At 38.4% G+C, this 16,102-nt stretch carries 13 protein-coding genes; 9 read left to right on the forward strand and 4 right to left on the reverse strand.

What is annotated here, in order from left to right; translation table 11 throughout:
- Window positions 1-191: 191 nt before the first annotated feature.
- Entirely contained in the window at window positions 192-1,520 is a 1,329-nt protein-coding gene (locus BMX11_RS01590) for a rhamnogalacturonan acetylesterase (RefSeq protein ID WP_090880375.1), read from the reverse strand.
- 261 nt (window positions 1,521-1,781) lie between these two features.
- On the opposite strand from BMX11_RS01590, the gene BMX11_RS01595 reads away from it, so the two are divergent.
- The 6 genes from BMX11_RS01595 to BMX11_RS01620 all read left to right on the forward strand — a co-directional run bounded on the left by BMX11_RS01595 (window position 1,782) and on the right by BMX11_RS01620 (window position 11,159).
- Window positions 1,782-2,372 (forward strand): RNA polymerase sigma factor, encoded by a 591-nt coding sequence (locus tag BMX11_RS01595; protein WP_090880378.1) that lies wholly within the window; start codon window positions 1,782-1,784, stop codon window positions 2,370-2,372.
- A gap of 101 nt (window positions 2,373-2,473) precedes the next feature.
- Window positions 2,474-3,493 (forward strand): FecR family protein, encoded by a 1,020-nt coding sequence (locus BMX11_RS01600; RefSeq protein ID WP_175474444.1) that lies wholly within the window; start codon window positions 2,474-2,476, stop codon window positions 3,491-3,493.
- Window positions 3,494-3,686: 193 nt separating this feature from the next.
- Window positions 3,687-7,079, forward strand: a complete 3,393-nt coding sequence (locus tag BMX11_RS01605; RefSeq protein WP_090880384.1) for a TonB-dependent receptor — start codon at window positions 3,687-3,689, stop codon at window positions 7,077-7,079.
- A gap of 10 nt (window positions 7,080-7,089) precedes the next feature.
- Window positions 7,090-8,469, forward strand: a complete 1,380-nt coding sequence (locus BMX11_RS01610) for a RagB/SusD family nutrient uptake outer membrane protein (protein ID WP_090880387.1) — start codon at window positions 7,090-7,092, stop codon at window positions 8,467-8,469.
- Window positions 8,470-8,557: 88 nt separating this feature from the next.
- Window positions 8,558-9,676, forward strand: coding sequence for an AhpC/TSA family protein (locus BMX11_RS01615; protein WP_090880389.1), 1,119 nt, complete (start codon window positions 8,558-8,560; stop codon window positions 9,674-9,676).
- A 4-nt stretch (window positions 9,677-9,680) separates the two neighbouring features.
- Window positions 9,681-11,159, forward strand: a complete 1,479-nt coding sequence (locus BMX11_RS01620) for a TlpA disulfide reductase family protein (RefSeq protein WP_090880392.1) — start codon at window positions 9,681-9,683, stop codon at window positions 11,157-11,159.
- A 213-nt stretch (window positions 11,160-11,372) separates the two neighbouring features.
- Here BMX11_RS01620 and BMX11_RS01625 read toward each other — a convergent pair whose 3' ends face one another.
- The 3 genes from BMX11_RS01625 to BMX11_RS01635 all read right to left on the reverse strand — a co-directional run bounded on the left by BMX11_RS01625 (window position 11,373) and on the right by BMX11_RS01635 (window position 13,821).
- Window positions 11,373-11,804 (reverse strand): luciferase domain-containing protein, encoded by a 432-nt coding sequence (locus tag BMX11_RS01625; RefSeq protein ID WP_245738553.1) that lies wholly within the window; start codon window positions 11,802-11,804, stop codon window positions 11,373-11,375.
- Window positions 11,794-12,699 (reverse strand): SRPBCC family protein, encoded by a 906-nt coding sequence (locus BMX11_RS01630; RefSeq protein WP_090880395.1) that lies wholly within the window; start codon window positions 12,697-12,699, stop codon window positions 11,794-11,796. The genes BMX11_RS01625 and BMX11_RS01630 overlap by 11 nt, the downstream gene beginning before the upstream one ends.
- Before the next feature lie 240 nt (window positions 12,700-12,939).
- Complete coding sequence (locus BMX11_RS01635) at window positions 12,940-13,821, reverse strand: SMP-30/gluconolactonase/LRE family protein (protein ID WP_090880398.1); 882 nt, start codon at window positions 13,819-13,821, stop codon at window positions 12,940-12,942.
- A gap of 201 nt (window positions 13,822-14,022) precedes the next feature.
- On the opposite strand from BMX11_RS01635, the gene BMX11_RS01640 reads away from it, so the two are divergent.
- The 3 genes from BMX11_RS01640 (at window position 14,023) to BMX11_RS01650 (ending at window position 16,102) form a co-directional block, all read left to right on the forward strand.
- The gene (locus BMX11_RS01640; protein WP_090880401.1) at window positions 14,023-14,568 is read left to right on the forward strand and encodes a hypothetical protein; all 546 of its coding nucleotides are present in this window, start codon (window positions 14,023-14,025) and stop codon (window positions 14,566-14,568) included.
- Window positions 14,569-14,650: 82 nt separating this feature from the next.
- Entirely contained in the window at window positions 14,651-15,409 is a 759-nt protein-coding gene (locus BMX11_RS01645; protein ID WP_139180108.1) for a hypothetical protein, read from the forward strand.
- A 39-nt stretch (window positions 15,410-15,448) separates the two neighbouring features.
- Window positions 15,449-16,102 (forward strand): sensor histidine kinase, encoded by a 654-nt coding sequence (locus BMX11_RS01650; RefSeq protein WP_090880407.1) that lies wholly within the window; start codon window positions 15,449-15,451, stop codon window positions 16,100-16,102.

Raw genomic sequence — 16,102 nt, forward strand, 5'->3', positions numbered from 1 at the left:
ATTACGGATAAGGGAATTATAAACGGATCCCTCTAACACACTCGTCACCCTGAACTCGTTTCAGGGCCTTATCTTAAAGATGCTGAAACAAGTTCAGCAAGACGGATTACAGATAAGGTCTATCTACTGGCTGGTATCCCCACCAGCCAGATAACTTATTCATTTTCAACCCACAACACATAATACTACTATCAATTCCCATCAGGCTTAACTACACTGCTTTTCGGACTTTCAGGCCATTTCCAAACCATTGGATCATCAGGCCTGGCAGGATCGAATTTTGGTAAATCATTTACCAAATACCTGGCAATCCCCAACTTCTGCTCTTTGATCCCCAAAATAACACACTGTGCAATCTCATAGGCACCATATGGATTAAAATGGGTGTTATCGGCCAAAGCCTTATCCTGGCCCGGATAACTGTTCGCCGGATAATGAACAAAGGCCTTGAGTGATTTCTCTTCGCCCAAGGCATTAAACAAGGTAGTTGTCATGGCATTAAGATCTATAAGCGCTACTTTTTCCTCTGCCGCTACCTTCCTGGCTGCTTCAGGAAAATCGCCCAATGAGTTAATAATCTTCCCTTCAGGACCGAAAGAACGTCGGCTTGTAGAAGTAACAATCACCGGAATCCCACCTTTTTTCTTCACCTCAGAAACGTATGTTTTCAACCTGTTTGTATAGGATTTGAAAGCACCTGCATCGGGTCCCTTATCCTTTTGATCGTTATGCCCAAATTCGATGAAGAGATAATCTCCCGGCTTCATTACGCTAAGCACTTTAGCCAAACGCCTGCTTCCCAAAAATGAACCCAGGGTTAAACCAGATTCGGCATGGTTAGCGATAGCCACTCCGGGTTTAAAAAAACGCGGAATCATCTGCCCCCAGGATGCCCAGGGTTCATCATCCTGGTTCACTACGGTGGAATTCCCTGCCAGGAAAACGGTAACCTGATCTGCTACCTTCGTAATTTCGAGCGCATTCAGAACAGTATGGTGATCAAACTCTAAAGTCAGTTTGTCATCCCAATCAAGCTTGGTTAACTCCCTTGGTTTCAATCCTACCACAGTTCCGTCATTGATTTTTCTATCTTTTACGTTTACAATAAACGTTTTGGTTATAAATTGTCCCGGCTTTGTTTTTACATTCTCCAGCATTAAGCGCCTTGACTCTGCTTTAACTGTAGTCAAAGTTGCTTCTTTAGCATCCCCTAAGGTAACCGTAACCTTATAATTGCCCTCCGGAACCGCAACAGAAAAATAAAATGGTAGTTTACTGCTAACACCATCAGTAGTGAGGCCCTGTTGTCCGCCATTATCCTGACCCACAACTTTCGAATCAAAATCAAAACCATATCCTTTTTCTCTGCTGTACCCATCTTTTGGTAAGATTTGTGTAAATCCTGAAGCCACTTTACCTGGACCAAAATCAAATTTATAACTGGTTTTCTGGCCCCTAACTGAATGGGATAATAGCACCAACAACAGGGTCCCGGATGGGATGATTTTTCTAATACTCATGATGTTTAATAGGTTTCGATAGACTTTAAGTATAGTCTAAAACACAAAAAAAGGCTTTGGATATTTGGTTAATTAACTGTTAAAGCAACAGTTATCTCAACGAAGATATAAAAACCTTTGACCTTATAAAAAAACATTCGCAAATGTTTTAATTTAAAGATTCGATTGGGTTTTAGCATGAACAAAATTTATCCTACTAATTTAGTATACAAAATTACCCTAAAGCCTTTAAAACTTAAGTTTATTTAATATATTAGCCTCATGGAAAAGGAAATGGCGATGGAAAGGCTAGTCTTGGCAAAAATTGCCAATGGAGACGAGCAGGCCTTTGCCATTCTCTACAAATTCTATAGGAACAAAGTGTACGGTTATGCACTTAAAATTCTTCAATCTACACCTGCCGCTCAAGAAATTGTTCAGGAAGTATTTATCAAACTCTGGCTAAAAAGAGTTGAACTGGTTGAAATAGCAAATTTTGGCGGCTTTTTAAGGGTCATCGTTAGAAATCATACCTTAAATGCGTTGAAAAAAATCGCTTTACAGCAAAAAAACTACACTCTTCTTCACCAGAACCAAACAGAAGTAGATACTGCAACAGAAAATTCTATCCAGTATAGAGAAACTAAAAAGCTACTGGATGATGCAATTGAAACGCTCCCACCTCAACAAAAACTGGTTTACAGTTTGTGCCATGTAGATGGACTAAAACAAAAAGATGTTGCCTCAAAACTAAACATCTCCCCGCTTACCGTAAAGGTACATTTAAGAGAGGCTGTTAAAGCAATCAGAATTTATCTGGATCAGCATCACGAAATCAAGACATTGGGCCTTTTATTATTTTTTTTGAAATAATTTAATTTTCCACTACTCCCTTTTTTAAATCCAGTTGTCATCTTATTAAAACATGGTGATAATTGACCATGATCTATCTATCGGCGCTTAAAAACATACCCATGAAAAAAGAAAGATCTGCCTACTTATTTCAGAAATACATTGATAAAGAATCTTCGGCGGCAGAAAGGGCTGAATTATTAGAAACATTAACGCATGCCGATCAAACTCCACAGCTCGAAGAGATGATGGATAATTTATGGGATAAAACGAGCGAGGTTGATTTGGGAGAAGATAAAGCAGCCGAAATATTTAAGCAGGTAATGGCCGCTGATGATGATTCTGAAGAGTACAAGAAAACCTCCGCTTTTAAAATGTGGTGGGCCTGGGCAGCTGCCATTGTAGTAATGGCTTTTGCCGGCTTGTTTATGATGAACCGATCTAACGAACAACGCAATCTGGCTAAAACTAAACCCCAGTCTAACAACCTGGAGTCGGTTGTAGCGCGTACCCTTAATGAACACAAAAAAGTAACTCTGCCCGATGGTAGTACGGTAATATTGAATAACAATAGTAGCATTACTTATCATCAGGATTTTAAAGGTAAGCTAAGAGAGGTCTTTTTAAAGGGCGAAGGATACTTTGACATCAAGCATGATGATCATAAGGCATTTATTGTGCATACCGGCAAGGTTAAAACCACTGTGCTCGGAACTGCATTTAACATCAAAGCCTACGATCTGGACAAGGATATTGAAGTAACTGTTACCAGAGGAAAAGTAAGTGTGTTGAACGGCGAATCAGTTTTAGGCATCATTACCCCTAACCAACAGATTGTTTACAATAAGGATTTTAAAAAATCTGGTTTAACCAAAGTGGTGGCCAAAAGTATAGTTCAATGGCAGGAAAACGATATTTTCTTCGATGATGTAAGCATGGAAGAGGCGGCTCAACTCTTGTCAAAACGATTCAATACCAACATCAGTTTTAGCAATGAAAAAGCTAAGAAATGCAAGTTTACAGCCACTTTTTTAAAGGGAGAATCTATGGAAGAAATTTTGAAAGTAATCTGTCCCTATAATAATGCACAGTACGAAATTACCGCCAATGGAGTAACCATCAAAGGCGAGGGATGCGAATAATAATAACCAACAATAATTAAACAATTTATCAAACTAAACTAAACTAAACAACATGAAAAAAAATTACCAGCTGCGAATTTGATAGATAAAAAAACTCCCTGTCGCTAAACAAGGAGTTGAATTGTAGATATAGCGCTAACTATATCTACACGTTTTAACAATTTTCTAAGATTCATTTAAAACATTTAAAATTATGTATTTTTCTGCACAAACCGCAGAGGGCAGGAAGAATTATGTACTCTTCCCTGCATCAAACTCACGATCTATAATTCGTCAGCTTATGCGTATCAGCTTAGTAATAGCCATATTATCTTTTACCACCATTCAATGCCTTTTTGCAGTTGATTTAAGGGCACAATCTGCGCAAAGCGTTCAGATTAGCCTCGAACTGAAAAACGAGCCCATTACCAGCGCCATTAAGAAAATTGAACAAAACAGCCAGTTCAGGTTTCTTTATCGCAACAACGAATTGAAAGACCTCAAAACATCGAACATTGCCTTCGCACAGCGTTCTGTTAAAGAAACATTAGATCTGATTCTAAAAGGCACAGGATTAACTTATACTCAGGTAGATAATAAAATCCTGATTTCTAAAATGCCGGTAGCCCCAAGTACAGAACAAGTGCAAGACCTTAGGTTAACCTGCATGGTTAACGACGAAGCGGGTAATCCTCTTCCGGGAGTAACTGTTCGTATTAAGGGAGATAAAACATTCAGTACAGCTTCAGATTTAAACGGCCATTTCTCTGTGCTTATTCCGGAGGGCAAAAGTTTGACCCTGATTTTAAGCTATATTGGCTACGTAACCCGTGAGATAACCGTTAATGATAAAAGTACTTCCTTAAAAATTGCCTTAACACCTGAAACAGGAAGTTTAAACGAAATCCAGGTAATTGGCTATGGTACCACAACCCGTAAATTAAATACAGGTTCGGTAGCATCCATCACCGCTAAAGAAATTGAGAAACAACCTGTTGGAAACCCATTGGCAGCCCTCTCAGGAAGAATGTCTGGCGTATTAATTGCACAAAACAATGGTGTGCCGGGTGGAGCGGTTCAGGTGCAAATCCGAAACCAAAGCTCACTTAATGCGGGTTCAATTCCATTGTATGTTATTGACGGAGTTCCTTTTACCAATTTCAACGGTTCTGCCCCACCAACAGATAACTTGAATGGCTTCGGTACTTCCGCTGCTAACGGAGGAATCAGTCCGTTTGGGATGATCAATCCTTCGGATATTGAGCGAATAGATGTTTTAAAAGATGCCGATGCAACAGCAATTTATGGTTCAAGAGGCGCAAATGGAGTGGTGTTAATCACCACAAAAAAGGGTAAATCTGGAGCAACTAAAATAGGAGTTAATTTCAACACAGGTTACACGGAGATTGGCCGATTGATTCCTATGATGGATTTGCAGGAATACCTTACCATGAGAAGGGAAGCCTTCAAGAACGATGGCGTTACCCCTACTACCGCTAATGCACCTGATTTGACCTTATGGGATCAAAATAACGGGACAGACTGGCAAAAATTATTGATTGGTAATAAAGGTCATATCACCGATGCACAGGTCTCTCTAAATGGTGGAAACGAACAAACCAGGTTTTTCTTCAACTCAGCATATCGCCGCGAAAGCACTGTGTTTTTAGGTGATTTTAAAGATCGTCGTTTCTCATCAAGATTAAACCTCGATCACTCAGCTTTTGACAAAAAACTGAACATCTCTTTTTCAGTTAGTTATACCAATGACAACACCAGTATTCCAACTTCTGATGTTTCATCTTTATACAACCTGCCACCAAACTATCCACTGTATGATGCAAATGGAAAGTATTATTGGTTAGCTGGTTCAGGACTAAGCAACCCTTTAGCATTATTAGCAAGAAAATATAAAGGTGTTACCTCAAGCTTAATAACCAACTCTAATATCAGTTACAAAATTATTAATGGTCTTACCGCAAAAGTAAATTTAGGCTATACCAATACACTATTGGACCAAAACTCACCAAACCCGGCATCCTTGCAAAACCCGGCTAACAATCCAACAAGCTCTTCGGTATTTACCAATACTAAAGCTCAAAACTGGATTGTGGAACCAACAATAGATTATATTAAAACCATTGGACAAGGTAAACTGACAGCCGTTTTCGGGGGAAGTTTACAACAAAACACCAATAATGCCTTATATATAACAGGTAATAATTATGGTAATGAAGATTTACTAGGTTCATTAATTGGTGCAGGAAATACAACAGTAAGTTACAACACGCTCCTTACCTACAAGTACAATGCTATTTTTGGAAAGTTAAATTATGATTGGCAGGAGAAATACTTGTTCAATGCTACCTTCAGACGTGATGGATCTTCCAGATTTGGTACAAATAACAAGTTTGGAACCTTCGGTGCAATTGGGGCAGGCTGGGTATTCTCTAAAGAAGATTTTGTAAAAAGTAGTCTACCCTTCTTAAGTTTTGGTAAACTTCGTGGTAGTTACGGAACAACCGGAAATGATCAAATTCCTAATTTTATATACCTTAATTTATATACTCCGGTAACTGCCTATCAAAATGGTTCGGCAACCAACATTGTAACTCTGCCTAACCAAAATATCCAGTGGGAAACAACCAAGAAATTGGAATTTGCAATTGATTTAGGTTTCCTTCAGGATCGCATCTCATTTACGGCAAACTACTTTAGAAATCGCTCTACAGATCAGATCTCAAATGCTGGGATAGCGACACAAAGTGGATATAATAGCTATACCGAAAATCTTCCTGCGCTAATTCAAAACAGAGGCTACGAACTGGAGTTAAATACAACCAATATCAACAGTAAAGATTTTAGTTGGAAAACAAACGTAAACTTCACTTTCATTCAAAATAAACTTTTGGAGTTTCCAGGTATCGAGCAAACATTCTATGCCAATACTTATGTAGTTGGACAACCATTAAACCTGGTACGTTTATACCACTATACAGGAGTAAATCCAACCAATGGTCAAGCCACTTTCGAAGATCGTGATGGTAATGGATCAATCACCACCAACGACCGCTATATTGCCGACTTGGGAACGCCATTTTTTGGAGGTTTTAACAACACGTTTTCTTATAAAAATTTCGAGTTAGGTGTATTCTTCCAATTCAATCATCGTTTTGGCGTAACCCGTATTCTAAATACCAGACCAGGTGCATTGGTAAACCAAAATACCTTTTGGTTAGATAGATGGACTCCTAGCAGTACTTCAGGCAATATCCCAGGAGCATCTGCAGTAGCTGGTTCACCAATTTACACTTCATACAACAACTATACTTCATCGGATGCAGCATATGGAGACGCTTCTTATATAAAACTAAGATCCGTTAATCTAAGCTATACTCTACCTGCTAGTTTCGCGAGAAAAATTAAAATGTCTAACTGTAGCGTTTATGTACAAGGTCAGAATTTATACACATGGGCTAAGAATAAATACATATTGGATACAGAGACCACCATCCAAGGAGGTCCTCCGGGCTTGGGAACAGGAACCTTAAGTCAGGTAATACCTCCTTTAAGAACCATTGTTTTCGGTATCAATTGCTCATTTTAATACAAAAATCATGAAAAATAGAACTCAATATATATTATACAAAGCATTAGTCATTGCAGCCGTTACGCTTGCTTCGTCTTGCAAAAAATTCGTCGATTTAGGTGCCCCCCCTACTCAGGTGCTCTATGAAGACGCATTTAAAACTGATGCTTCAGCACAAAGTGTCATCTTAGGTATTTATAGTAATGCTGCTGCTGCTACCAATGGATATATCACGCACACCAACTTTTATGCGGGTGTTTCTGCTGATGATATCCAATACAATGGAACAGATCCCCTATACCAGGAGTTTGCCAATAATGCCCTTACCAATACTAACGGCTATGCAGCTAATATCTGGCAACTCAGTTATGCCTTAATTAAACATACTAATAATGCAATTAGCGGTTTAAACGCCTCAAATACACTTACGCCAGCCCGAAAAAATCAACTTTTGGGAGAAGCCAAGTTTATCAGGGCATATGCCTATTTCTATTTAACCAATTATTTTGGCGATGTTCCCCTTGTATTAAAAGACGATAATTTCGTATTTGAAAATGCATTGCTTCCAAGATCATCAACAAGCGCTGTATATGCCCAAATTATAGATGATTTAACTGATGCACAAAGTAAACTTTCAGCAACCTACGAAGGTACTTTACGTGGTAGAGTAAATAAGTATGCTGCAAATGCTTTATTAGCCCGCGTGTACCTTTACCTTAAAGATTATGCAAATGCCGAAGCTCAGGCTACGTTGGTAATCGGTTCTGGAACTTATAGTCTCCCTTCTCCTGATGCTTCTTTTATTAATACCAGCAACGAAGTTATCTGGCAAATTGCCAATATTACAGGAGCCTCGGTTTTTGGTAGTATATACATCACAGCTGCTACAGTTGTACCAACCTCTACCCTAACCGATGCAACTTACCAAAGTTTTGCTGCCAACGATCTTCGCCGCAGTAATTGGGTTGCACCCAAAACCATTTCAGGAAGAACCTACAATGCCATCACCAAATACAAAGTAGCCTCAGGTACGGGAAATGAATATAATGTAGCCTTAAGAGTAGCTGAGCAATACCTAATCCGTGCCGAAGCCCGAGCACAATTAAATAATTTATCTGGAGCTAAAACAGATCTGGATGCAGTTAGAACCCGTGCTGGTTTAGGAGGCATAAGTGCAACACTAACCCAGGCACAGACATTAAGTGCTATTGAACTGGATCGAAAATTAGAACTTTTTGGTGAATGGGGACATCGCTGGTTAGATTTGAAAAGAACCAATCGTGCTGATGCAGTACTTGGAGCCTTACGCCCAACAACCTGGAAATCAACAGCTGTACTTTTCCCGATCCCACAATCACAAACTTTGGCTAATCCATCTTTAACTCAAAATCCGGGTTATCCTCAATAATAATTAAAGAGGCTGTATCATAAATGAATCAACTCGTAGAGCTAAATTTAATTGATGATACAGCCTTTACCTTAAATAACCACCACCCATGAAAACAAAAATTACAGCATTAGCTGCTATTCCATTTATTATTGGGATATCCGCCTTTCAAATGCAGCAAGGATATCAGATTAAAGGAACTATAAATGGTGCCGATAATCAGATCATTTACCTGAGTCATACCGAAGCCGAAAAGGAAATTAAAGATTCTACTACCATCAAAAATGGTCAGTTTAGCTTCAGTGGAACAGTAAAAGAAGTACAAATGTACACCTTGAAAATTAAGGGAGTACAATATCAAAAGGCTTTGTTATTGGAAAACAAACCCATTACCATTTCTGGACAAAAAGACTCATTGTTTAATGCAAAGATAACTGGTTCACCAGAAACAGATGTATACTATGGCTTTTACAATGGTCCATGGAAAACCATTACCGCAAAAGCAGGGAATATTTATCGCCGTTTAGATAGTGCCAGTCAAAAAGGCAAAATTAAACTGGATGCTGCTCACCGTAAGCCATTTGACGATGAATTTAAGGCCCTTGATGTAATGAATTATGATTCCATTAAAGCTTATGTTGGGGCGCATCCAAACAAAGTAGCAGTTGCTGCATTGGTTAAAGACAGGTTTATAGATTATCCTTACCCGCAGCAAGCAGCCGAAATGTACGCAATGTTCAGTCCTGAGGTTAAAAATTCATTTTATGGCAAAGCCATTAAAGCCAGTTTAGCGCTTACCAACCGAACGGCTCCCGGAAAATTAGCACCAGATTTCACCATGAATGATGTAGCGGGCAAACCTTTAAAACTATCTGAGTTAAGGGGCAAATATGTACTGGTAGATTTTTGGGCAAGCTGGTGTGGTCCCTGCCGCAAGGAAAATCCCAATGTGGTAGCTGCCTACAAGAAATTTCATGATAAAGGATTTGAAATTTTAGGCGTTTCTTTAGATAATAAAAAAGAAAACTGGTTAAAAGCTATTCAAGACGATGGATTAACCTGGAAACATGTTTCAGACCTTAAAGGCTGGTCTAACACTGCCGCAGCCGCTTATGGCGTAAAATCTGTTCCTGCCAGTTTCTTACTGGATAAAAACGGTAAGGTGGTCGCAAAAGACCTGAGAGGCGAAGAATTAGACAAGAAACTAACTGAAATTTTTAGAGATTAATCCGATGAAAACATTACAAAAATGGGCTGGTGTTTCAGCTTTAGGCGTGCTTTTAATCACAGGAAACCTGTATGCACAAACTAAACCTGTAGACAGTACCCGGTTATTTTTAGAAAAACTGGTTAATTCTAAAACCACAGAAGATAAAGCCTTGCTTAATAACAAATTAAAAGCACTGGCAGTATCTAATAGTGAAAAAGATGTGGATTTAGCAATCAATTATTATTTCCGCATCAAAAACCAAAAGGCTGTAGACTCCCTTCTGGAAGTTGAAGTACAAAAATTCCCTACAGGATCAAGGGCACGTGGTAAAGCAGCGCAAAACATTTACGATGAGAAAACTGGAGCCGACAAAGAAAAAGCCTATCAGGCATGGATTAAAAAGTTTCCGGCTAAAGGCTCTGGTGAAGAAAATATTGTTTATGATTATGTGGTAAGTGCTATTGCCCAAGCCTACGCGTCTGAGAAAAATACGGCTAAAGCTATTGAGTATATCGAAAAGCTACAGGTAGATTTTTGGAAAGGCAATGGTTTCGGAGGAATAGCAGAAACATTTCGCAAAAATGGCGATTTGAAAAATGCAACTGTTTATTATAAAAAGGCTATGGAAAGTGCAAAAACCTATTATGATGGCAAACTACCTAGCGAAAACTCCTCAAAATTTGCAGCTTCCGGATATCCTGGATTAACCATGACCTATGCAGGATTACTTTTTGAGCAGAAGAATTACAATGAAGCTTTAAAATATGCCGAATTAGCGGCCAAAAACCCTGCAACGGCATCGCCAAGATCTAATTTTCAATACGCCAAAATCCTGATGGCCCTAAATAGAAACCAGGAAGCTTACACCAAGTTAGAAGAGGCGGTAAAATCTGGCAAAGCCAACGACGAGATGAGCGCAGCTTTTAAACAAGTTTACATCAAGGTAAAGGGAAGTGAAGCAGGTTTCGATCAATATACTGCAGAAATCAGAAAAGGCATTTTAGCTAACCTCCAACAGAAGTTAAATAAAGAGATCACCAAAACTCCTGCTGCCAACTTTACCCTTACGGATATCAATGGCAAAAAGGTTTCCTTAAGCGATTATAAGGGGAAGGTTGTCATATTGGATTTCTGGGCTACCTGGTGCGGGCCATGTAAAGCATCTTTCCCTGCCATGCAAATGGCCGTTAACAAATACAAAGACGATGCAAACGTACAGTTTTTGTTTATCCATACCTGGGAAAAAACAGCCAGCCCTACACAGGATGCCAGCGATTACATTAAATCTCAGAAATATACTTTCGAGGTGCTGATGGACAATAAAGATCCGGAAACCAAAATCAATAAAGTAGTATCAGATTACAAGGTAAAAGGTATTCCGGCGAAGTTTGTGATCGATCCACAAGGAAATGTCAGGTTCAGTTTAATGGGATTTGAGGGTAGCAATGAAGCTGCTGTAGACGAAATCTCAATGATGATTGATATGGCCCGAAAAGGATAACCACATCATTTAAGCAATCAAAAAAATTAAAAAAGCCCTTCAATCCTGAGAGGGCTTTTTTAGTTGTCTATCCCTATATGTAGGAACCCAAAATTAGATAACGATTTTAATATTTCAGGGGTTTGAATAAACTGAACAGCAAAAAAATGAAAAACAATGTTCTATTCATTACAGATAAAAATTGCGCTAATACATATTAATAATACACACATCTCATCCATTTGATACTCTTTTATACGACAGCCTTAAAATGGTTAGCGCAGTTTCAATATCTTTCTTATTCACTATATATAAACTTATCCAACCTGAACGCTTAAAAACATGATGCGCTTTAACCTTGTTTTCCTGAATTAAAAGTTGTTTGGTTTTTCGGTTCAAACGCACATCCAAAATTCCATTGCTGTGAATATGACCAATCTCCTTTTGCCTGTAATTGAATTGGGTTCCCCCGTATCGATGTAAACCAACAGTGGTATCTTCCCAACTGCATACTTCACGCTCTATCTCATCTATCCAATCTAAAAGCTCAGGCTTAAGTACACTTACGTAAATCTTAAGGCAGCTATCAAACACCTGCCCAAGCAAAGGCACTGCTTTTAAGCCACCCAGCCATTTTACGGTAAAGTGGAATACACTATTGTTCACTGAGTTCTTTGATATGCTCCATTACCCTTAAATGTACGTTTCTGGTAATGCTTTCAGCCCATATATCATAATACCAGATAGGAAACACATGGAGCTTATACCAACTGTTCCCAATCAAGGTGGTGGTGCCATTTCCATTATCCTTTAAAATAAATTGTCCCCTCTTGATATCAATATGCCCCATAATCTCTGGGTCAAGGGGTTGATGCACGATATCAAATGTCAGGTTTCGGTTCACATCAAAAGTCACAATCTTTTCATCAAACACATAACCATTACTAAAAATACACTTTCTCCCGGCACCTAGCTGGTAGCCGGTTACGGTAGTTTGCATAGGACTAGGCATGCCAATTTTAAATAACCAATAGTCATTTCCCTTTTTAATCTTATCGAAAGCAACCACATGTTTCCAGATCTTATCAGCAGGTGCATGAATCAGTATTTCATCTCCAACCATATTTTCATGGTCATGTTCTGAAACAGAATCGGTTATAAAAACCAGCATTAATATCGAAATCAGGCTTACATTTAAGGTTCTGTTCTTCTTTTTAAACATCACCTTCCCAATAAAAGTACCGGTAATTACAAACGCAAATATGAGCGGGGATACAATGATCAGGCAAATCATCCCCTCCCCTAAGAAAATAAAGCTAAGTAAAATAGCCAAAGATCCGTTTAAGATGCTGTAGCCAACACGTTGCCCACTGGTTAAATTCAGGTCTCTCCAAAACCAGGCACTAATAATCCCCATCAAAATGGGAAGGATTACAAATTCGGAGAAAACAAGTACACCCCCATCATTTACATGGAGCATTCGGTTAATACCGATAATACAAAGGATAATGAGGTTAGAACAGATAAAACCAAATAGCTTAGATTGAAATTCGTTTTTCATTGTCGTTAATTTGAACCCAAACATAAAATATTATTATTGTATTTTCAAAAATTATTGAAAATTAAAAACATAAAAAATAGATTGTATTACGATGACATCAGTTGTCAATCCTGAGTTTCCGATAGAAAATTGGGTCAAGTGGCCGAACAACCTGATTAATGGCTACTAGCGGGTTTCAACAAGCTCAACCCGACAGATTTGAATAGAAATTAATTGATGAGACAACCCATTAGAAAGCTATCACTCCACTCCTTTTGCTGTGGTTTTTATACTATATAGCGACTTGGATGCAGTAATAAATAAAATATCCCGATCCTTCCCTCCGAAACAGATATTACCGCACCAATTCTCTGGTACATCAATATGGCCAATTTTCTCTCCGGCTGGCGTATAAATGTTCACTCCTTTTCCGGTAACGTAAATATTCCCATTGCGGTCTAATGTCATCCCATCAGAACCCTGGTTTAAAATTAACTTTTGGTCACTTAATGAAGCATCTGCATGGATCTGGTAGCGGTAGGTTTTCCCACCCTTTTGGTCGGCTACGTAAAGATACTTCCCATCAGGAGTTCCGACTATACCATTCGGTTTTAACACATCACTGGCCACCACAATAGCTTCTTTCTTTCCTTTAGGAAGATAATAAACCCTTTGTGCTTCAATTTCCGGCGATTGGCGTACCCAGTAATCGCGTTGATAATAGGGATCTGTAAAATAAATACCCCCTTTGGCATCAAGCCAGATATCATTTGGTCCATTTACCTTTTTCCCTTCAAAATCGGAAAATAAAACCTTTATTTTTTTGTGCCTGTCAATCGACCAAATCTGGTTATTTTCATCTGCACAAACAATCAGGTTCCCCTTTTTATCGAAATAAGTTCCATTTGCACGGCCGGATTTATCCATGTACAAACTTAATTGTCCAACGGTGCTGTATTTCCAGATTTTATCATTGGGTTGATCCGTAAAAAATACATTTCCCAACCGGTCAACAGACGCACCTTCAGTAAACTTAAACTGAGAAGAAATCAGTTTTAAGCTATCCTGAACAAAAATAGGCTGCTGTGCATGCACCATGAATGTTAAGCTAGCCATGGCCATAATTAATAAATACTTTCTCATGCTGAAAATTTACAATCCAACAAGGTCAGCATTAATCATTATTTATGCAAACAAATAAAAAAAACCAATATCCCCCACAATTGTATACGCAAATAGGCAAACATGGCTTTATTATTTGCAAACATTACTGATTTTAGCAAGTATTTATATTGTATATTAGGATTGCTAAATACATCCTAATCATAGTACTAAATCCCTGATATGAAGCTAACCATTATCTTTATTAGTGCTATTCTAATTTTCAGTGCCTGCAAGCAAAGCGATTATTCGGCAACAGACCATCCTGATTTTCAAAAGAATGTGCTACCTCAAGCACAGCGATTAATAGATAGTAATAAAATTCTGCAAGGTCTTGCCTACTTGGATTCGAGCTATCGAAAGTTAAAAAATCCGGGTTATGGTGATATTTTAGCGGTATACAATGTAAAAACTAAAACGCTTTTCAATAACAATGCCGACGAGGCTGATCTCATTAACGCAATGAAATATGCTGATAGTGCAATTTCCCTCATCAATAATCATCAACTTAAAAACAAATATCGTCAGCAATATATTTCATTAATCTTTCATCGTGGCGATATGTTGGTGAACAAGGATAGATTTGATGATGCTTACGCAAGCTACTATAAAGCGAAGCAAATTCTTGATAGCGCCGGCATGAGTTGTGAACAAGCCGACTATTATGCGCGGTTAGGATTGATTTACTACAAGCAGGGCAAATTCTATAAATGCGGCTTCACTTTTTAAACAAAGTTTTGAAAACGGGAAAAAATGCCCGGAAACCTTTCTCGCATTTGTACAAAATCAAGGTTCTTTAGATAATGCAGGCTTGAGTTTCCTGAAACTTAAGATGCTGGATAGCGCCATGCTGTACTTTAAGAAAGCTCAAATCTATGTTAATCAACGATCGGCGCGATATGCTGACAAGAAGATTTTTCTGGCTGAAGCTCATGGTGTAATCCTGCAAAATATCGGAGATACCTATTATGAACAGTCCGATTTTAAACAGGCTGAAGCACTATATCTTAAAAGCATTGCAACCAGCAAAAGGGATTACAGAATAAACCCGATTGCCATGCAATCGGAAATACGGTTAGCCCGACTTTATATAGAAACAGGCAAATTAAAAGCAGGTAGGCAACACCTTCAAAATGCCGAGATAATGCTTCAAAACAATGTTCTAGATCCAATGTCGGTTGATAAAGGGAATTTTTTTCTCAGCAAAACCAAACTGAATTATTTTATCAGGCTTGGTCTGCAAGATTCTATCAAAATTCAATCAAAAATCTTTTTAAAAATTCAGGAAAAAATAACAGCTAAAGAAAAGTTACTTTTCGACGCAGATCCCGGAAAAAAAATATTCGATTTGCAGAAGGATTATGAGTTAGATATCCTTAAAAAGCAAAGTCAGCTAAACAGGCTTTATCTAATTATTTCTATCATTCTCCTGGCTGCAGCCGCAGTTATAGTATACCTGATGTACAGATATTCTCAGCGTTCAAAACAACTTAATAAAAAGTTAAACGACCTCAACAGGCAGGTAGGCGAACAGAATCTTAATCTTCAAAATGCATTGGATGTTTTATAGCAAAGTCAAATCAGACATCTGGAAGTTCAAAATGTAGTGATGCACGACTTACGAAGCCCCATTACAGGAATTGCACTCTTAACAGAATTTTTACTGGATAGTGAGAACCTTAATGAAGATGAAAAACAAATGGTTCAGCTCATTAAAGATTCCAGCGAAGATTCTTTAAAATTTGTGAATGACCTGCTTAATGAAGGCTCTGCCCGAATGGAGATGGATAAAGAGCTGGTAGATTTAGAAAAACTATTGAAATATTGCGTAAATCTATTACAATATAAAGCTTTAGAAAAAAACCAAAAAATCATCCTGAATAGTCAGCCAGTTCAGTTTATGCTTAACCGGGAGAAAATTTATCGGGTAATCAGTAACTTGATTACCAATGCCATTAAATTTAGTCCTCCAGAAACTGAAATAAAAGTGAGCTTAAAGCTTTTGGACGAGATCGCCATGATCAGTATCCAGGATACGGGTATAGGCATGCCCGAGGAGATCAAAAACAACATATTCAGCCTCCAGGAAAATGTTAAACGCGAAGGAACGGAAGGGGAAAAATCTTATGGTATTGGGTTAATTACTTCAAAGAAAATAATAGAGGCTCATGCCGGCAAACTCTGGTTTGAAAGCACTGTACATAAAGGTAGTACCTTCTTTGTGAAACTTCCTATCATATGCAATGTAGCCACGGCGAAATAA

The sequence above is a fragment of the Pedobacter rhizosphaerae genome, assembly GCF_900111155.1.
In the GTDB taxonomy this organism is placed as follows: Bacteria; Bacteroidota; Bacteroidia; order Sphingobacteriales; family Sphingobacteriaceae; genus Pedobacter; species Pedobacter rhizosphaerae.